This is a genomic window from Halobellus marinus (genome assembly GCF_032113415.1).
GTDB classification, from domain to species: Archaea; Halobacteriota; Halobacteria; order Halobacteriales; family Haloferacaceae; genus Haloquadratum; species Haloquadratum marinus.
Map to the genome: position 1 here is coordinate 1,972,058 of NZ_CP134946.1, position 18,933 is coordinate 1,990,990.

Here is an 18,933-nt window from a genome sequence, read left to right on the forward strand (position 1 = left end):
CAGTCGACCTACGTCCTGCCGACCCGTCGGCAAAAGGGTTCAGTCGACCTACGCAGAATCGATAGTCACAGTCCGGCTGCTGTCGCCGTTTTCGGGGACGTCGAGGTCGCTTTGTTCCGGCAGGTCTACGTCGACGCCCGCTTGGCGGCTGGCGGCCACAATGGTGTTGTACAGGAGCATCGCGGTGGTGAGCGGTCCGACTCCGCCCGGAACCGGCGTGATCGCGGCCGCCTTCTCGATGGCGCTGTCGTAGTCGACGTCGCCGACGACCTGCGACCCGCTCTCGTCTGTGGCCTCGACACGGTTGAGTCCGACGTCGATCACCACGGCGCCGTCCGACAGCATCTCGCCGTCGATCAGCCCCGGCTCTCCCGCAGCGACGACGACGATGTCGGCGTCCTGTGTTTTCGCGGCGAGGTCGTCGGTCCGCGAGTGACAGACGGTCACCGTCGCGTCACCGCCCGGCCCCCGGCCGAAGAACAGATTCGCCGTGGGCCTGCCGACCGCGGTCGAGCGCCCGACCACCACCACGTCGGTTCCCTCAGTCGCGATGTCGTACGCACTCAGAAGCATCTGGATCCCGTGGGGTGTACAGGGTTTATACCGCGGATCGTCGGTGAGAAGCCGGCCGAGGTTCTCGGGGTGAAGCCCGTCGACGTCCTTCGCCGGTTCGATCCGCCGGCGGACCTCGCGCACGTCGACGTGATCGGGAAGCGGCGTCTGCACTGTGATGCCGTTGACCGACGAGTCCCCGTTCAGCGTCTCGATCCGCTCGTAAAGAGCCTCTGCGGGCGCTTCCGGATCGATTTCGTAGCGATCGCAGTCGATCGCGACGTCCGCACACGCCTGTCGCTTCATCGAGACGTACGTGCGGCCTGCGCCGCCATCACACATCAGTACGGCGGCCAGTTTGGGGTCGCCGCCGGCCGCGGTCAGTGTCTCGACGCACTCCCCGACCGCCGAGCGGATCTGCGCGCCGATTTCGTTGCCGTCTATGATCGTTGTCATCGTTCGAGATGGTCACGACGCGGCAGTTTGGGTGGCACACGCCGGTGTCCGAGTTCGATAGGGAGTTCCTCGCGAACGGCATTATGTTGCGACGGTGAATAGTCAGGGTATTGATACCGTGGGGCCTGTCCAACGCCGTGCTCTCCCGACAGTGGAACTCACTTTTTCCGATCCGGTGGTTCGATATCGTGATGCGCCTGCACGTTCGGGAGTCTGCGGAGAATCAGTCGAACGATCGACGTGTGCTCCTTTCCGCCTTCCTCGCGGGAGAGGGCAAGCACCAGGCCGCCCATCGCGAGCAACGCCAACACGGCAAAGGGAGCGCCCGTCAGCACCGCAAGCGCCTGGAGCGTCTCCCCGCCGCCGAGGAGGATCACTGCCAGCGCGACAGCAGCCTGGAATCCCCCCCAGAGGATAATACTCCCTCGGGAAGGAGCGACGCCTCGTTGGGAGGCCAGGATCGCGACAATCAGCGTCGCGGTGTCCGCCGACGTCACCATAAACACGACGATGAGGGCGAGAAACAGGAACATCAGGAGCTCTCCCAGCGGCAGCGCCGACAGGATCGGAAAGCCGGCGACGGCCTCCGATCCCCCGCGGTCGGCGATGGCCGCCAAGACGTCAGCGCGGCCCGACGACTGGATCGACAGCGACGTCCCGCCGAACACGAGGAACCAGACGCCTGTCGCCGCCGACGTGGCACCCACGCTCGTGAACACGACCGTCCTGATCCGGCGGCCGCGCGAAAGCGCCGCGAGGAAGGTGCCCGCAAACGGCGCCCACGAGAACCACCACGCCCAGTTCCAGACGGTCCAGTTTGTCACCCACGAACTCCCCGAATAGAGGCTAATCGGGAGGAAGTGAACGAGATACGCGCCGGCGGCGTCGGTACCGCGGTCGACGACGAACGAGCGCGGGCCGACGACGAGCAGGAGCAGCGCGAACAGGCCGAAAAGCACCACGGTCAACCCGGCGATTCGGCGAATTCCGCGGTGGAGGCCCGAGACAGACGAGAGGACGTAGACCGCTGCGAGCCCGGACACGAAGAGAATCGGCCCGATGCCGCCCGGCGGGACGCCCCACTGGAACTCCACGCCCGCGAGGAACTGTTGGCTGACGAGTGCGATCGACGTCGCGACGCCGCCGATGGTCGCGAAGACGGCGAGGGTGTCGACGAGCCGACTCCACGCCGAATCCAGCCCGTCGACGCCGACGAACGGCGTTAGAATCGACGACACACGAAGAGGAGCGCCGCGCTCGAATACGTAGTACGCGATCGGGATCCCGATCACCGCGTACGCGCTCCACGCCGAGACGCCCCAGTGAAACAGCGCGTACACGAGCGCCGCACCGATGGCGGCGTCCGACTGGGGCGCCACGTCAAAGTACGGCGGTGGCTGCTGGTAGTGAAACAGCGCCTCGGCGGGCCCCCAGAAGACGATCCCCGCGGCGATCCCGGCGGTGAAGATGAGCGCGAAGTACGTCGGGTAGGTGTAGGTCGGGTCGACGTCGTCCCCGCCGAGTTTGATATCGCCCCACGGCCCGAACAGCAGCGCAGCACAGAACCCCACTGCCAGAAGCACGATGACGAGCAGCGGGAGACCGAACCCCTCGAGGAGACCCGAGGAGAGCGTCTCGACAGCCGCGGTCGTCGCCGGCGGGACGAGGACCTGCAGCCCGAAGTACGCCGAGAACACGAGCAGTGGCAACCCCAGGACGACTGGATCGTGAGCGAAGACGACATCCGAAAGGAGTGCACGGACGTTCCCGCGGCGGATCCGGAGGAGCGACGAGGTCCGCGAAAACCTCTCGATCCCCTCGTAGGGGAGTGCGGCGAGGTAACCGAGTCCGGAGCCGAAGAACGTCAACGACAGCAGTAGCCAGGTCTGGCCTCCGAGCGCCCCGCCGACGAACGAGGGGAAGAAGAAGCCGACCAGAACAACCGCCCCGGATCCGATAAACAGCCACAGGAGCAGCCCCGCCAGGCTCTCGGCCGGATCGACGGCATCCGTTCCACTCATACGTCAATAGTTACCGTTAATCGCCATTATACTGCCGGCTCGGTGCGGTGCCCGGGAGGTCATTCGTCCGCCTCGGAACCGACCTTGGTCTCCGGTCCGTCCCGTTTCTCCGTCGCTTCGGCCTCACGGTCGTTCTGGTCGGAATCGGCGCTTGTCCCCGGAGTCGTGGCGTCGGTTGCGTCGTCAGTAGCCGTGGCGTCCTCAGTAGCTGTGGCGTCGGTTGCGTCGCCAGCAGCCGTTTCGGTCGCGGCTGTCGATCCCGACAGATCCGGTTCGCGCTCGAAGACCGAAGCCCCCAGAAGTTGCCCCCCGACCGCCCGGAGGTCGACGATCTCGTCCGCTCCGACGGCGCGCAGTTTCTCGACGTGCGTCTCCGAGTTCGCGAGCGCGACGATCCGGACGTCAGGGTTCACGTTCCGCGCCGCCAGCACTGCAAGGACGTTTTTCGCGTCGTCGTCGCCGGCGGCAGCAACGGCCCTGGCGTCGCCGACTCTGGCGTCTTCGAGCGCTTTTTCGTCGGTCGGGTCGTCGGTCAGCACCTCCACCCCGCGGTCGGTCAACTCCGAGGTATCCGTCGAGTCCGGGGTGATAACGACGATATCCGCCTCGTCGCCGAACCGATCGAGAAACGATTCCGTCACGTCGCCGTAGCCGAGCACCACAACGTGGTCCTCGAGGAGCGATAGCTCTGATGCAGTCATAGTTCCGAATGCGGCCGCCATCCGAGATTCGATCGCCGGGCCGATCAGCGCACCGACGGCGATGGTGAACGCGCCGGTGCCGAAGAGGATCACCGAAAGCGAAAACAGCTTCGCCTCCGCTGTTACCGGCGTGATGTCGCCGTAGCCCACCGTCGCGATCGTCACGATGACGTAGTAGAACGCGTCCCCCCACGTGTTGAGTTCGAGGAACTGTTCCCGCAGGCCGTATGCGCCGATGGTTCCGTAGAGGCCGACGCCGATGATCGCCGAAAGCGAGGCGATCTGCAGCGACGAGAGATCCAGCGTGTCCCGGAACTCACCGCGGTTCCAGAGCAACAGCGGGTAGGTGACGATCACCAGCATCAACAGCGGAATCTCCGTCGGACGCCCGGTCAGAAACGGCAGCAAAAGCAGCACCGGGAGCACCGCCGCCGCGAGCAGCCACGCGATCCGCTTTCTGCGCCGGAGGCCGAACGCGGCGATGGAGAGCGGGAACGCCAGGAGAACGCCCCCGAACCGGGCCAGTGGCTCCGCCATCGGGATCACGGCGGCGAGCGGTCCGTCGACGACGACCTCCGTCTGACTCAAATTCGAGAGACCGGTCACGAACGCCAGCACCGTCACCGCCACCGTCAGCGCGACGGTCGATTTCGCCCCGGAAAACTCCCGCCACTCCACGAACGGCACCCGGTCCGTCGGGTAAAACATCTTCTCGAACGGCCGCTCCCCGGACTCGTCGTGTGAGTCAACCACTACCGTGACGTCCGGGTCCCGAGGTAAAAACTATACCCCCGGATGGGAGCCCGGCGGAGTTGGTCGGTAGCGACCGACGCATCCGGCGGTCGCCTCCACAACAATACAGTTCTCTGACACGATGTGTCGGGTCGCTGCCGTCTGCCGGCTTTTAACAAGTCCGAGAGGAAAGTCAAGCGCGTATGAAGCGAACCATCAGCACCGACGATGCACCCGCGGCGGTCGGCGCGTACAGTCAGGCGACCACGAACGGCAGCCTCCTCATCACGGCCGGCCAACTGCCGCTGACGACCGACGGCGAACTCCTCGACGACGAACCGGTCTCCGAGCAGACGCGGCAGTGTCTCCGGAACGTCGAGGCGATCCTCGAATCCGAGGGGCTCTCGCTTTCCGACGTGCTCAAGACGACGGTCTTCCTCGACGATATCGACGATTTCGACGCGTTCAACGAGGCCTACAGCGAGTTCTTCGAGGAGGAACCGCCCGCCAGGAGCGCCGTCGGGGCGGGAGCCGTCCCGAAGGGCGCCGCCGTCGAGATCGAGGCGATCGCGACGACCGAGTAGCGTCCAACTGGACTGCGCGAGACGTCGAATCGCGTCCCTCCGCGTAGCAAACGCTTAATGAGTCTTCGCGCGCTACCTCTGCGTGAATGACTCCCGCGGCCTCGAAGCACCTCCTCCACGTGGATCTCGACCGGGAGACGATCGAGCGCGAACCGATCCCGGATCGGTGGCTGACCGACTATGTGGGTGGAAAAGGACTCGGGGCGCGGTATCTCTACGACAGACTGGCTCCCGGGACCGACCCGCTCGGAGCGGACAACTACCTCCTGTTTATGCTCGGGCCGCTGAGCGGTCTCCTCCCCGGTGAGCCGCAGTTTGCGGCGATCACCCGCTCGCCGCTGACGGGCACGTTTCTGGACTCCTACAGCGGCGGCCGCTTCGCCACGTCGCTCGTGGGCGCGCTGGACGGCGCGCTCGGCGTTGCCATCACCGGCCAGGCCGACGACCCGACCGTACTGGAACTGGAAGACGACGACGCGACACTGTCTTCGGCACCGGAACTGTGGGGTCGCGACGTCGTCGAAACCTGCGACGCCTACGACGGAGCGGTCGCCTGTGTTGGTCCGGCGGGCGAAAACGAGGTTCGGTATGCGACTATCGCCTCCGACGGCGGCGACCACCACGCGGGCCGCGGCGGCGCGGGAGCGGTGATGGGCGCAAAGCGGCTGAAAGCCGTTGTCGCGCGCGGCCATCCACCGGAGCCGTCCGCCGGAGTGGCGGCGCTCCGGGACGAGTACGAACGCCGCTACCGCGAACACGACGTCGGCCGGTGGCACGCTGCCAGTGCGACGCTCGAAACCGTCGATTTCGCCGACGAGGTCGGTGTCCTCTCCACCCGGGGCTGGCAGGAAAGCTCCTTCGAGAGCGCGACGGACATCGGCATCGAAGCGGCCAAGAAAGCAACGATTGACCGCGAACGGGGCGACGACAGCGGGATCCCCGGCGGGTTCCGCGTCGAGACGGAGACGGGCGAGTCTGTGCCGCGCGGCGCGACCCCGATGTCGCTCGGCGCCGGCCTCGGGATCGACGATTTCGACGCCGTGGCCACGCTGGGTGACGTCTGCGATCGGCTCGGGATCGACGTCATCAGCGCCGGCAACGCCGTCGCGTGGGCGATCCGCGCCGACGAGGACGGGATCGTCGATCTCGGCTCTGCAGTCAACGCCGACCTCTCCTTCGGCGACGAAGCGGCCGCACAGGAACTCATCGAGGCGATCGCGGCCCGAAAACCGGGTGCGCCAGACGCGCTCGCGGACGGCGTCGAAGCCGCCGCGAACCGACTTGGCGGGAGTGACCTCGTTCCGACGATCAAGTCGATGGAGGTCCCCGCCTACGATCCGCGTGGATCGCCGACGACGGCGCTGGCGTACGCGACCAGCGATCGCGGCGCGTGCCACCGGCGGTCGCTTCCGGTCGAAACGGAGGTCTTCGAGGGCGACTCCTGGGACGATGCTGATCGCGTTCGACTCGTGATCCGCGAACAGACGATCACGTCGGTTCTGTGGTGTCTGATCGCCGACGACTTCGCCGGGGCCACTCTGGAGGAGGACCTCGGGGCCGAATGGCTGTCGACAGTCGACGCGACCGCGCCGACCGACCCGGCGGAACTGCTCCGGGTCGGCGAGCGGACCTGGACGCTGACCCGCCTGTTCAACGTTCGCGAAGGGTTCGACGCTGCCGACGAGTCGCTACCGGCCGCGTTCAGGCGCCCGCTCGCGTCCGGCTCGGCGGCAGGGCAAGCCATCACCGACGGCTGGTTCGATCGCCTGCGGAAACAGTACTACGCCGCCCGCGGGTGGAGTCCCGAGGGGATTCCGACGCGATCGCTACTGGATCGACTCGATCTCCTGGACGTCGTCGACGACGACACGCCCGTCGCCGCGGAGTCGCTGGCGAGCAGAGACGACTGAGCGGGACAGAGACGTTCGTTCGAAAACCGGCAGCGACAGAATAGCGGGTGTGAGGCCGATCAGTCGTCTGCGGGCGCTTCCGGGTCCGCGTCGGACGGCTCGACCCCGACCTCTATCTCGGCGGCGGCGGCCTTGTACTCGGGGATCTTCGCCCGCTCGTCGAGGACGGCGTTCGTGAGGGCGTTGGCGGAGGCGGCCGCGAAGTGCGGCGTGGTCCAGATGACGCCCTCTTTGATGTCTTCCGTGACGTGGGCCTCGACGGTGATCTCGCCGCGCCGGGACCTCACCGTGATCTTGTCGCCGTCCTCGATGCCGTAGCGCTCGGCGTCGTTCGGGTGGACGTCGACGAAGTTCTCCGGGTACTGCTTGTTGAGCCGCGGCGACCGGCGGCTCATCGTCCCGGTGTTGTAGTGTTCCTCCAGCCGCGCGGTGGTCAGGATGAGCGGGTACTCGTCGTCGGGCGTCTCCTTCGGCGGCTGGTGGTTGACACCTTCGATCTGCCCGAGACCGCTCTCGGTGTCGAAGCTGTCCTCGTAGAGGAACTGGTCGCCCTCGTCGCCCGGTTCATAGCAGGGCCAGTGGAGGCCCTCCTCGCCGAGTGCGTCGTAGGACATCCCGTGATAGATCGGACAGACCTCACGGAGCTCCTCGAAGACCTCCTCGGGGGTGTCGAAGTCGAAGCCCTCGCCGAAGAGGCGGGTGCCGACCTCCGAGAGGATTTCGAGGTCGTGTTTGGTGTTCTCGTGAACCTTCTGCACCCCTCGCATCCGCTGGACGCGACGGTCGGTGTTGGTGACGGTGCCGCCGCGCTCGGCCCACGTCGTCGCCGGCAGCACGACGTCGGCGTACTCGGCGGTTTCGGTCATAAAGATGTCCTGGACCACCATGAAACCGACCTCGTCTAAGAGTTCGGCGACGTGGTTGGCGTCGGGTTCGGACATCACGGGGTTTTCGCCCATCACGTACATCCCGTGAATCTTCTCGCCGATGTTCGAGGTGATCTCGACGTTCGTCAGCCCGGGTTCGTCCGGAATCTCGAAGCCCCAGACCTCCTCGACGCTCTCGCGTGCCTCGTCGTCGTCGACGAGCTGGTAGCCCGGGAGGACGTTCGGCATCGCGCCGACGTCGCTTGTCCCCTGGACGTTGTTCTGGCCGCGTAGCGGGTTGACGCCCGTGCCGGGGCGGCCGACGTTGCCCGTGATCAAAGCGAGGTTGATCTCGTTTTGGACGTTGTCGACGCCGCAGGTGTGCTGGCTCATCCCCATCCCGGTGAAGATAGCGGCGTTGTCGGCCTTCGCGTACTTCTCGGCGGCGAGTTCGATGTCTTCCAGCGGGACGCCGGCCTGCTCTGCGGCCTCCTCCTTGTCGAAGTCTTCGAGGGTTTCCTCGAGGTCCTCGAAGCCCTCGGTGCGCTCTGCGATGAACTCCTCGTCGACCCAGTCGTTTTCGAGAATCGTCTTCAGGACGACGTTGAGAAGCGGGATGTCGGCACCAGGTTCGACCTGGAGGTGCTGGTGGCGCTCGGTCTCCTCGATGTCGAACGAGCGCGTGGTCTTGTTCGCGTGGGGGTCGACCTGGATGACGGTCGCGCCATCGAGCACCGCCTGCCGGAAGTAGTTACTGTTGGCGATGGGGTGCTGCTCGCCGGGGTTTGCGCCCTGGATCCAGAAGAGGTCGGCCTCGTTTTTGAGGTCCTCCATACTGTTGGTCATCGCGCCCGCGCCGAGGCTCGTCCGCAGCGCCCACACCGTCGAGGCGTGGCACATCCGCGTACAGTTGTCGACGTTGTTGGTGCCGTAGCGGCGCGCGAGCTTCTGGAGGAGGTAGTTCTCCTCGTTCATCGTCTTCGAGGAGCCGAAAAAGCCCATCGCATCGGGACCGTGCTCCTCGCGGACCTCCTCGAGTTCCGAGACGATCCGCTCGTAGGCCTCCTCCCAGGAGGCCTCGCGGAATTCGCCGTCTTCCTTGATCAGCGGGTCCGTGAGTCGGTCCTCGTGGTCGACGACCTGTGTCGCCGCTCCGCCTTTGATGCAGACGCGGCCGTCGTTGACCGGCGCGTCGCCCCAGGGCATGAATCGCATATCGCCCGGGTCCTCACCTGGCTGTACCTGGATCCCACAGCCCACACCGCAGTACGGGCAGATGGTCTTGACCGGTTCCTGATCCTGTTCGTCACTCGACATAGCGTGATCCCTCCGCGTGATGGCTCATCTCGATTGTATCCTGCCCTGCCATCCGTATCAATCTTTCTCACACACGATCGCCGAGATACCCGGACGAACACCTGAAATGGCCGTTTTACCCGGAATTCGGGACTGAAACGTACAGTGAACTGTCAGTCCCGCCGATAGCTGACAGGCGGCGACGGGACGTTCCAAAAGCCGTCACATCGCGGACGATTTTTGCTGCGCGGCGGGGATTCCGGTTCGCGCGCGGCGGAACTCGCCCCGACGGGGCGGGAGGGGAGCCAGCGCGACCGCTGCTGAACTCCGCAGCGGTTTCACCTGCTGGTTTGGAAGCAGCGAAAATACGCGACCTACAGCTGTTCAGATTCTGGGACTGTTGCTGCTGCGAGCTAAGAGCCGCGAAATATGGAGAAATAGCTACAAAGTTTTCCGACCTTCGCGGCTGGTGACGAGCGCCCGAAATTCTCCCACAGTCGACAGGATAAGGATCCTGGCGCGGCTACCACGCGTATGGAACTCACTGCCGACGTCGTCGACGAGAAGGTTCGCGAGTACCCTTCAGTCCAGCCGCTATCGACCGCCGAAGCCGAGCACATCGAGTTACTGCCGGATACCTTCGCCAGCGGCGACTACGGCTGGCGGGACGCCGAGTGGGTCGTCCAGTGGTACGGCCGTCGGTTCCTGGGAACGATCCCGAACGCCGACCGACGGGCGATCGAGGACGCCTACGACGAAAACGACTACGAGAAGGTCCACGACGCCATCACCGGTGCCGTCGCGGCAGACGGCGCCGCGGAGAAACTCTCGCGTCTGACAGACCTCGCGGGCGTCGACGTGCCCGTCGGCTCGGCGTTCTGCCAGTACATCGATCCCGACAACTACGTCGTTATCGACGAGCGCCAGTGGTCGGTGCTGCAGGAGACGGGCGAACTCGACGAGGCCTACCCAGAGACGCCGGACGTGAGCGACTACGAGCGGTATCTCGACGCGTACCGATCGGTCGCCGAGCGGTGCGACCGCGACCTCTGGGACCTCTACCGTGCGGTGTGGGTCCTCGGCAGCGACCAGTGACCGTTCGGCTGTCAGCGTCATCGATCGGTCGGCTGTCGGCGTCATCGACCGTTCGGCTGTCGGCGTCATCGATCGGTCGGCTGTCGGCGTCATCGACCGTTCGGCTGTCGGCGTCATCGACCGGTCAGCAGTCGGCGTCATCGACCGTTCGGCTGTCGGCGTCCACGACTCGCCAGCGCAGGCGCTCGGTCGATCACGTCCGCAAAAAAGCCGCGTCGAAAACCGCTGAATCCGCCCGCGACCGCGCGGCCTAGAACAGGCCGCTGATGTTGCCGTCCTCGTCGATGTCCATCCCCGCGGCGGCCGGCGTCGCCGGCAGGCCGGGCATGTCCAGCACGTCGCCCGTCAGCGCGACCAGGAAGCCCGCACCCGCGGAGGGGTACAGTTCGCGGACGTCGAGTTCCCACCCGGACGGGGCGCCCTTCTTCGAGGGATCGTCGCTCAGCGAGTGGAACGTCTTCGAGAGACAGACCGGCATATCGTCGAAGCCGAGGTCCTCCAGGCGCTCGATGTCCTCCTCGGCGCTGCCGACGTAGTTGACGTCGTCGGCGCCGTAGACTTCCGTCGCGACCGTCTCGATCTTCTCTTTGATCGACGCCTCGTCGGGGTAGAGGTGGTCGAAGTCGTCCTCGTCGCCGGACTCGACCGCGTCGATGACGTGCTCGGCGAGGTCGACGCCGCCCTCGCTGCCCTCCGCGAAGACGTTCGACTCGGCGATCTCGACGCCGAGGTCCTCGCGGCAGTGCTCGACGACGGCCTCGATCTCCTCGTCGGTGTCGTCGGGGAAGCGGTTGAGTGCGACGACGACCGGGACGCCGAACTTCTGGAGGTTCCGGACGTGTTTATCCAGGTTCGCGAAGCCGGCTTCCAGTTCGTCGACGCCGGCCTTCTTTACCTCCTCGAGGTCGGCGGGCCACATTCCCATCCCGTGGTACTTCAGCGCGCGTACGGTCGAGACGAGCACGACCGCATTCGGCGTCATATCGCCGAGGCGGCAGACGATGTTCATGAACTTCTCGGCACCGAGGTCCGAGCCGAACCCGGCCTCGGTGACGAGGTAATCGCCCATCCCGAAGGCCGTCTTGTCGGCGATCAGCGAGTTCGTCCCGTGGGCGATGTTCGCGAACGGACCGCCGTGGACGAACGCGGGCGTCCCCTCGATGGTCTGGACGAGGTTCGGCTTGATCGCGTCCTTCAGGAGCATCGTGACCGGGCCCGTCGCGTCGATGTCGTCGACGGTGATCACGTCGCCCTCTTTGTTGTATGCGAGGATGATCCGGGAGACGCGCTCTTTGAGGTCACCGAGATTCTCCGCGAGACAGAGGACCGCCATCAGTTCCGAGGCGGCCGTCAGCAGGAAGCGATCCTCCCGCGCCGTGCCGCCGCTCGAACCGCCGAGGCCGATGACGATGTCGCGGAGCGCGCGGTCGTTCATGTCCATCGCGCGCGGCCACGAGACGTCGTTGACGTCGATGTCGAACTCGTCGCTCTGGGAGATCTTCGCGTCCAGCATCGCGGAGATGAGGTTGTGCGCGGAGGTGAGCGCGTGGAGGTCGCCCGTGAAGTGGAGGTTGATGTCCTCCATCGGAAGCACCTGCGAGTAGCCGCCGCCGGCCGCGCCGCCCTTGACGCCGAAGACCGGCCCGAGCGACGGTTCGCGGATCGCGATCATCGCGTCCTCGCCGACGTGGTTGAGCGTCTGCCCGAGGCCGACCGTGGTCACGGTCTTGCCCTCACCCATCGGCGTCGGCGTCATCCCCGTCACGAGGACGAGGTTGCCCTCTTTGTTCTCGGCGTTGTCGCGGAGACGATCGACGCCCTCCTTCGACAGTTTCGCCTTGTAGTCACCGTAGAGTTCGACGTCGTCGTTCCCGATGCCCCAGGGTTCGAGCACGTCGAGGATCGGCTCTTTGTCGGTCGCCTTTGCGATCTCGTAATCTGTGGGGAACCCGCCGTCCCCGTCTGATTCCGTCATACTTTGTGATGACCCGCGGCGGTCACGTAAGGGTATCGGAAGAAAGTGAAACATCTCGGAGAAGACGTGTTTCGTGATCTGTGGCAGTTCCCAGAGTAATCCGATTTTGTCGGACCCGGACCCGCGGACACAACAGGTTTCTGAAACGGCAAGAACCGGAGAATAGCCGATATCAGGTCGTTTTGGGGGGACCTTGGTCTCATCTAGCACTGGAGAACCCGAGTTTCCTCGGACGTACCGCCGCAATCAACTGTCCGATATACTCGATTCACCGGCCCACGATCAAACGTACGAAAAGTTATACTTACGCGCGTCCAACCCCGATAGGTTAATCAGGCAACCGCCGCCGATACGTGATATGGAGTATCACGAGGCCGCCGACTATCTCACTTCGTTTCAGCGGCGCCGGCCGAAGCTCGGCATCGAGACGACAGCCCGGATGCTCTCGCACTTCGGCGATCCGCACCTCGACGTCGACTGCGTACAGATCGCCGGATCCAACGGCAAGGGATCGACGGCGCGGATGCTCGAAAGCGTGCTTCGGCGTGCCGGCGTGAGCGTCGGCCTCTTTACTTCGCCCAGCCTGAACGACTTTCGTGAACAGGTACGCGTCGACGGGCGGCCGGTTCCGAAATCGAAGGTCGCCGACTACGCCAAAGAGATCGGTCCGTGTATCGACCGTCTCCGGGCGGACGACGACGAACCGACCCACTTCGAGGTGCTGACCGCGGTTGCGCTCCGCCACTTCAGCGAGAAAGACGTCGACGTTGCGGTCTTGGAGGTCGGGATCGGCGGCCGATACGACGCCACCAGCGCGGTCGACCCCGTCGCCGGCGCCGTCACGAGCGTCAGCCTGGAACATACTGAGCTTCTGGGCGATACGATCGCAGAGATTGCACGCGACAAGGCACAGGTCGCCCCCCAGGACGCTCCACTGGTCACGGGCGCCGACGGCGCGGCGCTCGACGCCATTCGCGATGTGACCGACGCCATCTCGGTCGGGCCGCCCGATTCCGATCCCGACGTCGTCGCAGTCGAGACCGGAATGCGATCTGCCGTCGAAAACGAGATCTCGATCGTCGGCCCCGGCTGGGAGGTCGAGACGAACCTCCCGCTGCTCGGCGCCCACCAGGCCACGAACGCCGGCGTCGCCGCCACACTCGCCCGCCAGGTGGCCTCTGTCGAGGCCGACACGATGGCTGAAGGGCTCAGAGCCGTCCTGTGGCCGGGGCGCTTCGAGATTATGTCGACGGAGCCGATGATCGCTCTCGACGGGTCCCACAACCCCGGGGCGACGGCGACGCTCGCCGGTCTGCTCGACCGCTACGAGTACGAGGATCTGCATCTCGTTTTCGCCGCGATGTCCGACAAGGCGTACGACGAGATGATCGACTCGCTCCCGCCGATCGCGGCCGCATACGCGACCCGGCCGGAACTCGACCGCGCAGAGGACCCTGACACGCTCGCGGCCACACTCGAAGACTACGCCGACACTGTCGAGGCGGTTCCGTCGGTTCCCGAGGCGACCGAACGAGCGATCGAAGCGGCCGATCCCGACGACTTCGTCCTGGTCACCGGATCGCTGTATGCGGTCGCGGAAGCCCGGGATCGATGGACCCGGCTCCTCGTGCCGACGGCCCGAACCCGCCCGTCACACACTGAGCACTCCCTCGTCGGCGCCCTGTTCGAGGATCGAGCGGACGTGGAGGATCCCATCGGCAGAATGGACGGATCCGGCACCGCTGCCGGTGGCGCCCCGAACCGGGAGTCGACCACGGCAGAGGAGATCGACCGCCGGCTCTTCCGGACGTACCTCCGGCCCGACCAGGCGCAGCGGATCGCGGATCGGCTGACCGACATCGGCGGCCAGTGTCGGCGCTCAACGACTGGCAGCCCCGAGAAGTTGGTCGCGACTGTGCTGGGGGGCACGACGGCACAGTTCCGGGAGCTTGCTGACGACCTGGCCTCGGAGGGGTTGGGACTGCGGCGGCTGGCGGCACAGCTCGAACGGCGGCTGGATCCCGTCGACCCCGCTCCCGACGCGGGGCTCGAGCCGATCACCGACGACCGCACCGCGGTGATGGGTATCCTCAATGTCACCCCCGACAGCTTCCACGACGGCGGCGAGTACGAGGCCCACGAGGCGGCGGTCTCCCGGGCCGAGGAGATGATCGACGCGGGCGCCGACATCATCGACGTCGGCGGCGAGAGCACTCGCCCCGGTGCTGAACCGGTCCCGACCGAGACGGAGATCGACCGCGTCGTGCCGGTGATCGAAGCACTCTCGGCGTTCGACGTCCCGGTGTCGATCGATACGCGGAAGGCGGCCGTAGCGGACGCTGCCCTGGAAGCGGGGGCCGATATCGTCAACGACGTCTCCGGGCTGGCGGACCCCGAGATGCCCTTCGTCGTCGCCGATCACGACGCGTCGCTCGTTTTGATGCACAGCCTCTCGGTCCCGGTCGATCCCGATCGGAACCCGACGTACGACGACGTGGTCGATGACGTGATGGCGGAACTAAACGAACAGCTGATTCGCGCCGAACGGGCTGGAATCGACCGGGACCGGATCGTCATCGATCCCGGCTGCGGGTTCGGCAAGTCAGCGATCGAATCCTTTGAGCTGATCGACCGCCTCGGCGAACTCGAAGCGCTCGGCTGTCCCGTCCTCATCGGCCACTCCCGGAAATCGATGTTCAAAGCCGTCGACGACGCCGACGACGACCGGCTCACACCGACCCTTGCCGGGACAGCAATCGCGGCCGACCGGGGAGCCGACGTGGTCCGCGTCCACGACGTGGCAGAAAACGTCGCGGCAATCGGGGCTGCCACCGGCCAGTTGGATCCTGGGAACTGAACCGCCGCCTCGGATACGGGTCGCTTCCGGGTTTCTGCGAGGAGAGGACGAACGCGGGCTTCAGCGGCCAGAGAGCCCGAGCCGGGGTCGTTCAGGAGTACGAATGCTTGTACTCCCAGTGGTACCGACAGCCGTTACAGGTCGCCCACTCGACGAGGTCGAACGACTCCGGGTGCCGCTGGCCGTGGACCATCTCGCTGCGACACACCGGACAGGTGAGCTGCTTCAGGTCGAGATTCGGGAACTCCTGATAGTCGAACTCGGCGACGCAGTGCGGACAGTCGATGTCGTCTCGGGAGTGACGCTGTGGGATGTCCCCGCCGCACCGCGGGCATTCGAGGATCGCTGGCGGGCGCTTCGCCCACCCTTCGTCGCCGTCGTACGTCGTTGTCGCGGTGTCCACCGCCGACAGTCGGAACTTGTTCGGCCCATCCCCCCGCTGGAGCGGCCTGGCGATTGCTACGGCGATGCGTTTTGTGACGCCGAGCAATGATCGCAGGAGCCGTCCCATACGCTTTCATAGGACCTGTCGAGTATAAATGACGCGGCGTCGTGTGCGGGACCTGCTCGGTCGACAGATTTTCCCGTGGCTCCGCCGACTCCTCCACATATGCTTGATCAGGGCGCGATCGTCGGCATCACCGCGCAGATCGGCGATCCGTCGGCGCTCCTCGGGTTGCCGACCGTCTACTACGCGGGGTTTTCTTTCTTGGTGATTTTAGCTGCGGCGGTTGGACTCCTCGTCAGCCGAGAAACGATCGTCGAAGAGGCGATCGATCGCGCGATCGAGGGCTCGGCGGTCGGGACCGTCTACGGGGTTATTCCGTTCGCGCTGGTGGCGTTCGTCGGCGGCTACGTCCTCTCACAGGCCGCTCGCGTCGGCGCCGGCGGCCCGATACTGGTCTACGGTATTGGCGTCCTCGTCAGCATCGGTCTTGTTGTGCTCGCGGGACTCGGATATCTCGTGGTCGGTTCGTACATCACGGAGATGGAAGGGGCGAGGCGGCCCTGGCCAGGCGCGGTCGTCGGTGCCGGACTCAGCGCGCTCCCGTGGCTCGTGCTTCCGTTGACGCCCGCGCTGTTTGCCTGGTTCGTCCTCCCCGCCGTTGGGCTCGGCGGCACGACCCAGCAATGGATCCACGGGGAACGGACCGTCGAGTCCGAGCGGAACGGGTAGTTCGCAGGCGTGGGTAAGACTCTTTCTCGTCGCCTCCGTAGGTAAGCTATGGCGCCAATGCTCCAGACGTTCGGCGGCGGGCTGCTCGAATCTGTCGCCCAGCTTGCCGGCATCCTCGGGGCGCTCGTGCTGGGGCTGTTCATTGTCGCGATGGCGGCGTACGCGTACAAACAGCTCCGGGGCGACGGCGTCCGCTGGCCCGACGAGGAGACCGACGACGACGAGGTGGTCCGCGGCGATTCAGACGACGAGTGGGACTACTACTGACCGCCGCAGGCAAGAACCGTCGACCCCTTCCGGCGGCAGTCCCCCGACCGTAGCCGGCAAAGTATAGTAGCGTTTGCAACTGATTGCACATCCGATCGCACGACTGCGTGCGATCGTGTGAGTGAAGACTTGCAAACGCTACTATGGGTTGAAACCGATTGCGGACCTAGAATCCGGACCCGCCAGCGGCCGGGGGTTCCTGGGAGTTTGCTATGTCCCTGAGAGACCTCCAGTCGGTTGTCGATTGGGCGGTAAAATACCAACTACCGACGCAATCGTGTCCCAGTTCGACCGGGAAGACGGGAAAACGGCCCCCGCTCCGCAAAACTAGTTTCGCGTGATACCGAAGGTCAGTCGCTGCTGGCTGACTCGTCACCTCCCTGGACGTCCGTGACCATATCGCCGCCAGTGGTCACGACGTCCACGTCGCCCTCCTCGGTCATATTCTGGATCCGATCCGCGAACTCCTGGGATTCGAGGATCTGGTACTCGTTGTCGAGCCCCAGATAGACGGTGTAACACATCAGACACAGGATCACCGCGAAGGGGAGCCCGGTCGTGATGGCCGCCGTCTGCAGCGCGCCGAGGCCGCCCCCGTACAGGAGCACCGCCGCGACTGCACCTTCGGTGACCGCCCAGAAGATGCGCTGGGTCTTCGGCACGTCGTGTTTGCCGCCCGATGTCAGGTGGTCGATGACGAGCGACCCCGAGTCCGAGGACGTGACGAAGAACGTGATGATGAGAAGCGTCGCCAGCGACGCCGTGATGGCGCCGAGCGGGTACTGCTCGAGCATCACGAACATTCCGAGCGTCTCGAAGGCGCCGTAGCCGAGTTCGTTGTACGCGCCGACGACCGCGCCGGCGCCGTCAGTCTGGACGGCGGTCTGTAGCGCGCTGCCGCCGAACGTCGACAGCCAGAGCGTCGAGAACAGCGACGGGAGGAACAGGACCCCGAGCACGAACTCGCGGACCGTCCGTCCTTTCGAGATGCGCGCGATGAACATTCCGACGAACGGCGACCACGCGATCCACCAGCCCCAGTAGAACACTGTCCAGGCGGTGACAGTGCCGCCACCGGCGCCCATCGCACCGCGGAAGAAGCCGAGTTCGACGACGTTGCCGAAGTACGCGCCGAGGCCTTCGACCCACGTCCCGAGGACGAAGATCGTCGGTCCGACGATGAGCAGGAAGCCGAGCAGGATGAACATCAGATAGAGGTTCACCGTGCTCAGGCGCTTGACCCCGCCGTCGAGACCGGCCGCGACCGACATCGTCGCGATGGCGGTGATCCCCGCGATGAGGACGATCTGTGAGATCGTGTTGTTCGGGAAGCTTCCAAGAACGCCAAGGATCTCCGTTGAAACGTACGCGAGTCCCCGGTTCACCTGTGCGACACCGAGGCCGAGCGACGTCGCCAGGCCGAACAGCGTCGCGAAGACGGTCACGAGGTCGATCAGATGCCCCGGCCACCCGTAGATGCGGTCACCCAAGAGCGGCCAGAAGATCGACCGGAACGTCAGCGGGAGCCCGCGGTTGAACGAGAAGAACGCCAGCCCGAGGCCGACGAGCCCGTAGATCGCCCACGGGTGGAAGCCCCAGTGGAAGAACGTCTGGGCCATCGCTGCCGAGGCCGCGGCGCCGGTTCCCGCTTCGACTCCCCAGAACCCTGGCGGGCTGGAGAAGTAGAAGACCGGTTCGAGGACGCTGAAGAACATCAGGCCGATCCCCATTCCGGCGCTGAACAGCATCGCCATCCAGGAGAAGTCGCTGAACTCCTTTTCGGCCTCCACACCGCCGATCTTGATGTTCCCGTACTTTCCGAACGCGAAGTACAACAGCACCACGATGAAGATGTTCACCGACAGCAGGTAGAACCAGCCGAAGTTCTCCCCGATGAAGTTGAACAACCACGTGTACGCGGCCGACGCGCTCTCACCGAGGATGATCGTTGCAGCGATGAACAGCGCGATGAGCACGAGCGCTACCGGGAACACCACGGGATGGACGTCGAACCCCCACTTCGCTATGTTCGTGTCACCGGGTTCGCGGTCCGATTCCGGATGAAACAGCTCCACCTGTAGCCCGTCGGACATTTCTCCAGTCGTTTCTTTATCTGACATATATTCCCTCCGTTTCGCCTTGTCTCGTTTGATCGTTCGTTATCATTGTACGATTGCCGAGTCGTGCCTGGCAGTTCGTCTGTGCCGTCGTCATTTAGACCGTGACACCGGTTGTCTATGTCGCCGTACTGTGCTTTTCTGTCGGGACAATCCGACTATCTCCCGCCGTCGTTTGGTCACTCCTGAGTGGAATGCTACTATACCTCATAGATTCGCTGTCGTTCAATTACAATAAAGGTTGGGCAATATTCGCCAGTAAGACACTAACGCCGACGTTTTCGCGGAAGGGAGGTGCCTATATCGCCGAATCGGCGCCAGTTCCGC

14 protein-coding genes are annotated in these 18,933 nt (G+C 65.1%); 7 read left to right on the plus strand and 7 right to left on the minus strand.

The window, feature by feature from the left end:
• Nucleotides 1-48: 48 nt before the first annotated feature.
• The 3 genes from RJT37_RS10010 to RJT37_RS10020 form a co-directional block, all read right to left on the minus strand.
• Entirely contained in the window at nt 49-1,008 is a 960-nt protein-coding gene (locus RJT37_RS10010; RefSeq protein WP_313684053.1) for a tetrahydrofolate dehydrogenase/cyclohydrolase catalytic domain-containing protein, read from the minus strand.
• A gap of 158 nt (nt 1,009-1,166) precedes the next feature.
• A complete protein-coding gene (locus RJT37_RS10015; RefSeq protein ID WP_313684055.1) occupies nt 1,167-3,029 on the minus strand; it encodes a BCCT family transporter in 1,863 nt (620 codons plus the stop codon).
• Between the two features lie 59 nt (nt 3,030-3,088).
• A complete protein-coding gene (locus RJT37_RS10020) occupies nt 3,089-4,483 on the minus strand; it encodes an NAD-binding protein (protein ID WP_313684057.1) in 1,395 nt (464 codons plus the stop codon).
• Between the two features lie 182 nt (nt 4,484-4,665).
• Here RJT37_RS10020 and RJT37_RS10025 point away from each other — a divergent pair, with 182 nt between their 5' ends.
• Both RJT37_RS10025 and RJT37_RS10030 read left to right on the plus strand, forming a co-directional pair.
• Nucleotides 4,666-5,046, plus strand: coding sequence for a Rid family detoxifying hydrolase (locus RJT37_RS10025; RefSeq protein ID WP_313684059.1), 381 nt, complete (start codon nt 4,666-4,668; stop codon nt 5,044-5,046).
• Between the two features lie 86 nt (nt 5,047-5,132).
• Entirely contained in the window at nt 5,133-6,956 is a 1,824-nt protein-coding gene (locus RJT37_RS10030; protein ID WP_313684060.1) for an aldehyde ferredoxin oxidoreductase family protein, read from the plus strand.
• Between the two features lie 59 nt (nt 6,957-7,015).
• Here the strand turns inward: RJT37_RS10030 and fdhF are convergent, their stop codons facing one another.
• The gene (gene fdhF / locus RJT37_RS10035) at nt 7,016-9,139 is read right to left on the minus strand and encodes a formate dehydrogenase subunit alpha (protein WP_313684062.1); all 2,124 of its coding nucleotides are present in this window, start codon (nt 9,137-9,139) and stop codon (nt 7,016-7,018) included.
• 513 nt (nt 9,140-9,652) lie between these two features.
• Between fdhF and RJT37_RS10040 the strand changes: the two genes are divergently transcribed.
• Both RJT37_RS10040 and RJT37_RS10045 read left to right on the plus strand, forming a co-directional pair.
• On the plus strand, nt 9,653-10,213 hold the full coding sequence (locus RJT37_RS10040; protein ID WP_313684064.1) for a hypothetical protein: 561 nt from the start codon (nt 9,653-9,655) through the stop codon (nt 10,211-10,213).
• Nucleotides 10,182-10,442, plus strand: coding sequence for a hypothetical protein (locus tag RJT37_RS10045; RefSeq protein ID WP_313684066.1), 261 nt, complete (start codon nt 10,182-10,184; stop codon nt 10,440-10,442). Before RJT37_RS10040 ends, RJT37_RS10045 begins: the two co-directional genes overlap by 32 nt.
• Before the next feature lie 21 nt (nt 10,443-10,463).
• Here the strand turns inward: RJT37_RS10045 and RJT37_RS10050 are convergent, their stop codons facing one another.
• A complete protein-coding gene (locus tag RJT37_RS10050; protein ID WP_313684068.1) occupies nt 10,464-12,188 on the minus strand; it encodes a formate--tetrahydrofolate ligase in 1,725 nt (574 codons plus the stop codon).
• A gap of 358 nt (nt 12,189-12,546) precedes the next feature.
• Here RJT37_RS10050 and folP point away from each other — a divergent pair, with 358 nt between their 5' ends.
• A complete protein-coding gene (folP, locus tag RJT37_RS10055) occupies nt 12,547-15,045 on the plus strand; it encodes a dihydropteroate synthase (protein ID WP_313684070.1) in 2,499 nt (832 codons plus the stop codon).
• A gap of 91 nt (nt 15,046-15,136) precedes the next feature.
• Here the strand turns inward: folP and RJT37_RS10060 are convergent, their stop codons facing one another.
• A complete protein-coding gene (locus RJT37_RS10060; RefSeq protein ID WP_313684071.1) occupies nt 15,137-15,556 on the minus strand; it encodes a hypothetical protein in 420 nt (139 codons plus the stop codon).
• A gap of 99 nt (nt 15,557-15,655) precedes the next feature.
• Between RJT37_RS10060 and RJT37_RS10065 the strand changes: the two genes are divergently transcribed.
• Together RJT37_RS10065 and RJT37_RS10070 are read left to right on the plus strand one after the other, a co-directional pair.
• Complete coding sequence (locus RJT37_RS10065; protein ID WP_313684072.1) at nt 15,656-16,222, plus strand: hypothetical protein; 567 nt, start codon at nt 15,656-15,658, stop codon at nt 16,220-16,222.
• A 48-nt stretch (nt 16,223-16,270) separates the two neighbouring features.
• Nucleotides 16,271-16,489 (plus strand): hypothetical protein, encoded by a 219-nt coding sequence (locus RJT37_RS10070; RefSeq protein WP_313684073.1) that lies wholly within the window; start codon nt 16,271-16,273, stop codon nt 16,487-16,489.
• A 350-nt stretch (nt 16,490-16,839) separates the two neighbouring features.
• Here the strand turns inward: RJT37_RS10070 and RJT37_RS10075 are convergent, their stop codons facing one another.
• Complete coding sequence (locus RJT37_RS10075; RefSeq protein ID WP_345785364.1) at nt 16,840-18,609, minus strand: BCCT family transporter; 1,770 nt, start codon at nt 18,607-18,609, stop codon at nt 16,840-16,842.
• Nucleotides 18,610-18,933 lie beyond the last annotated feature (324 nt).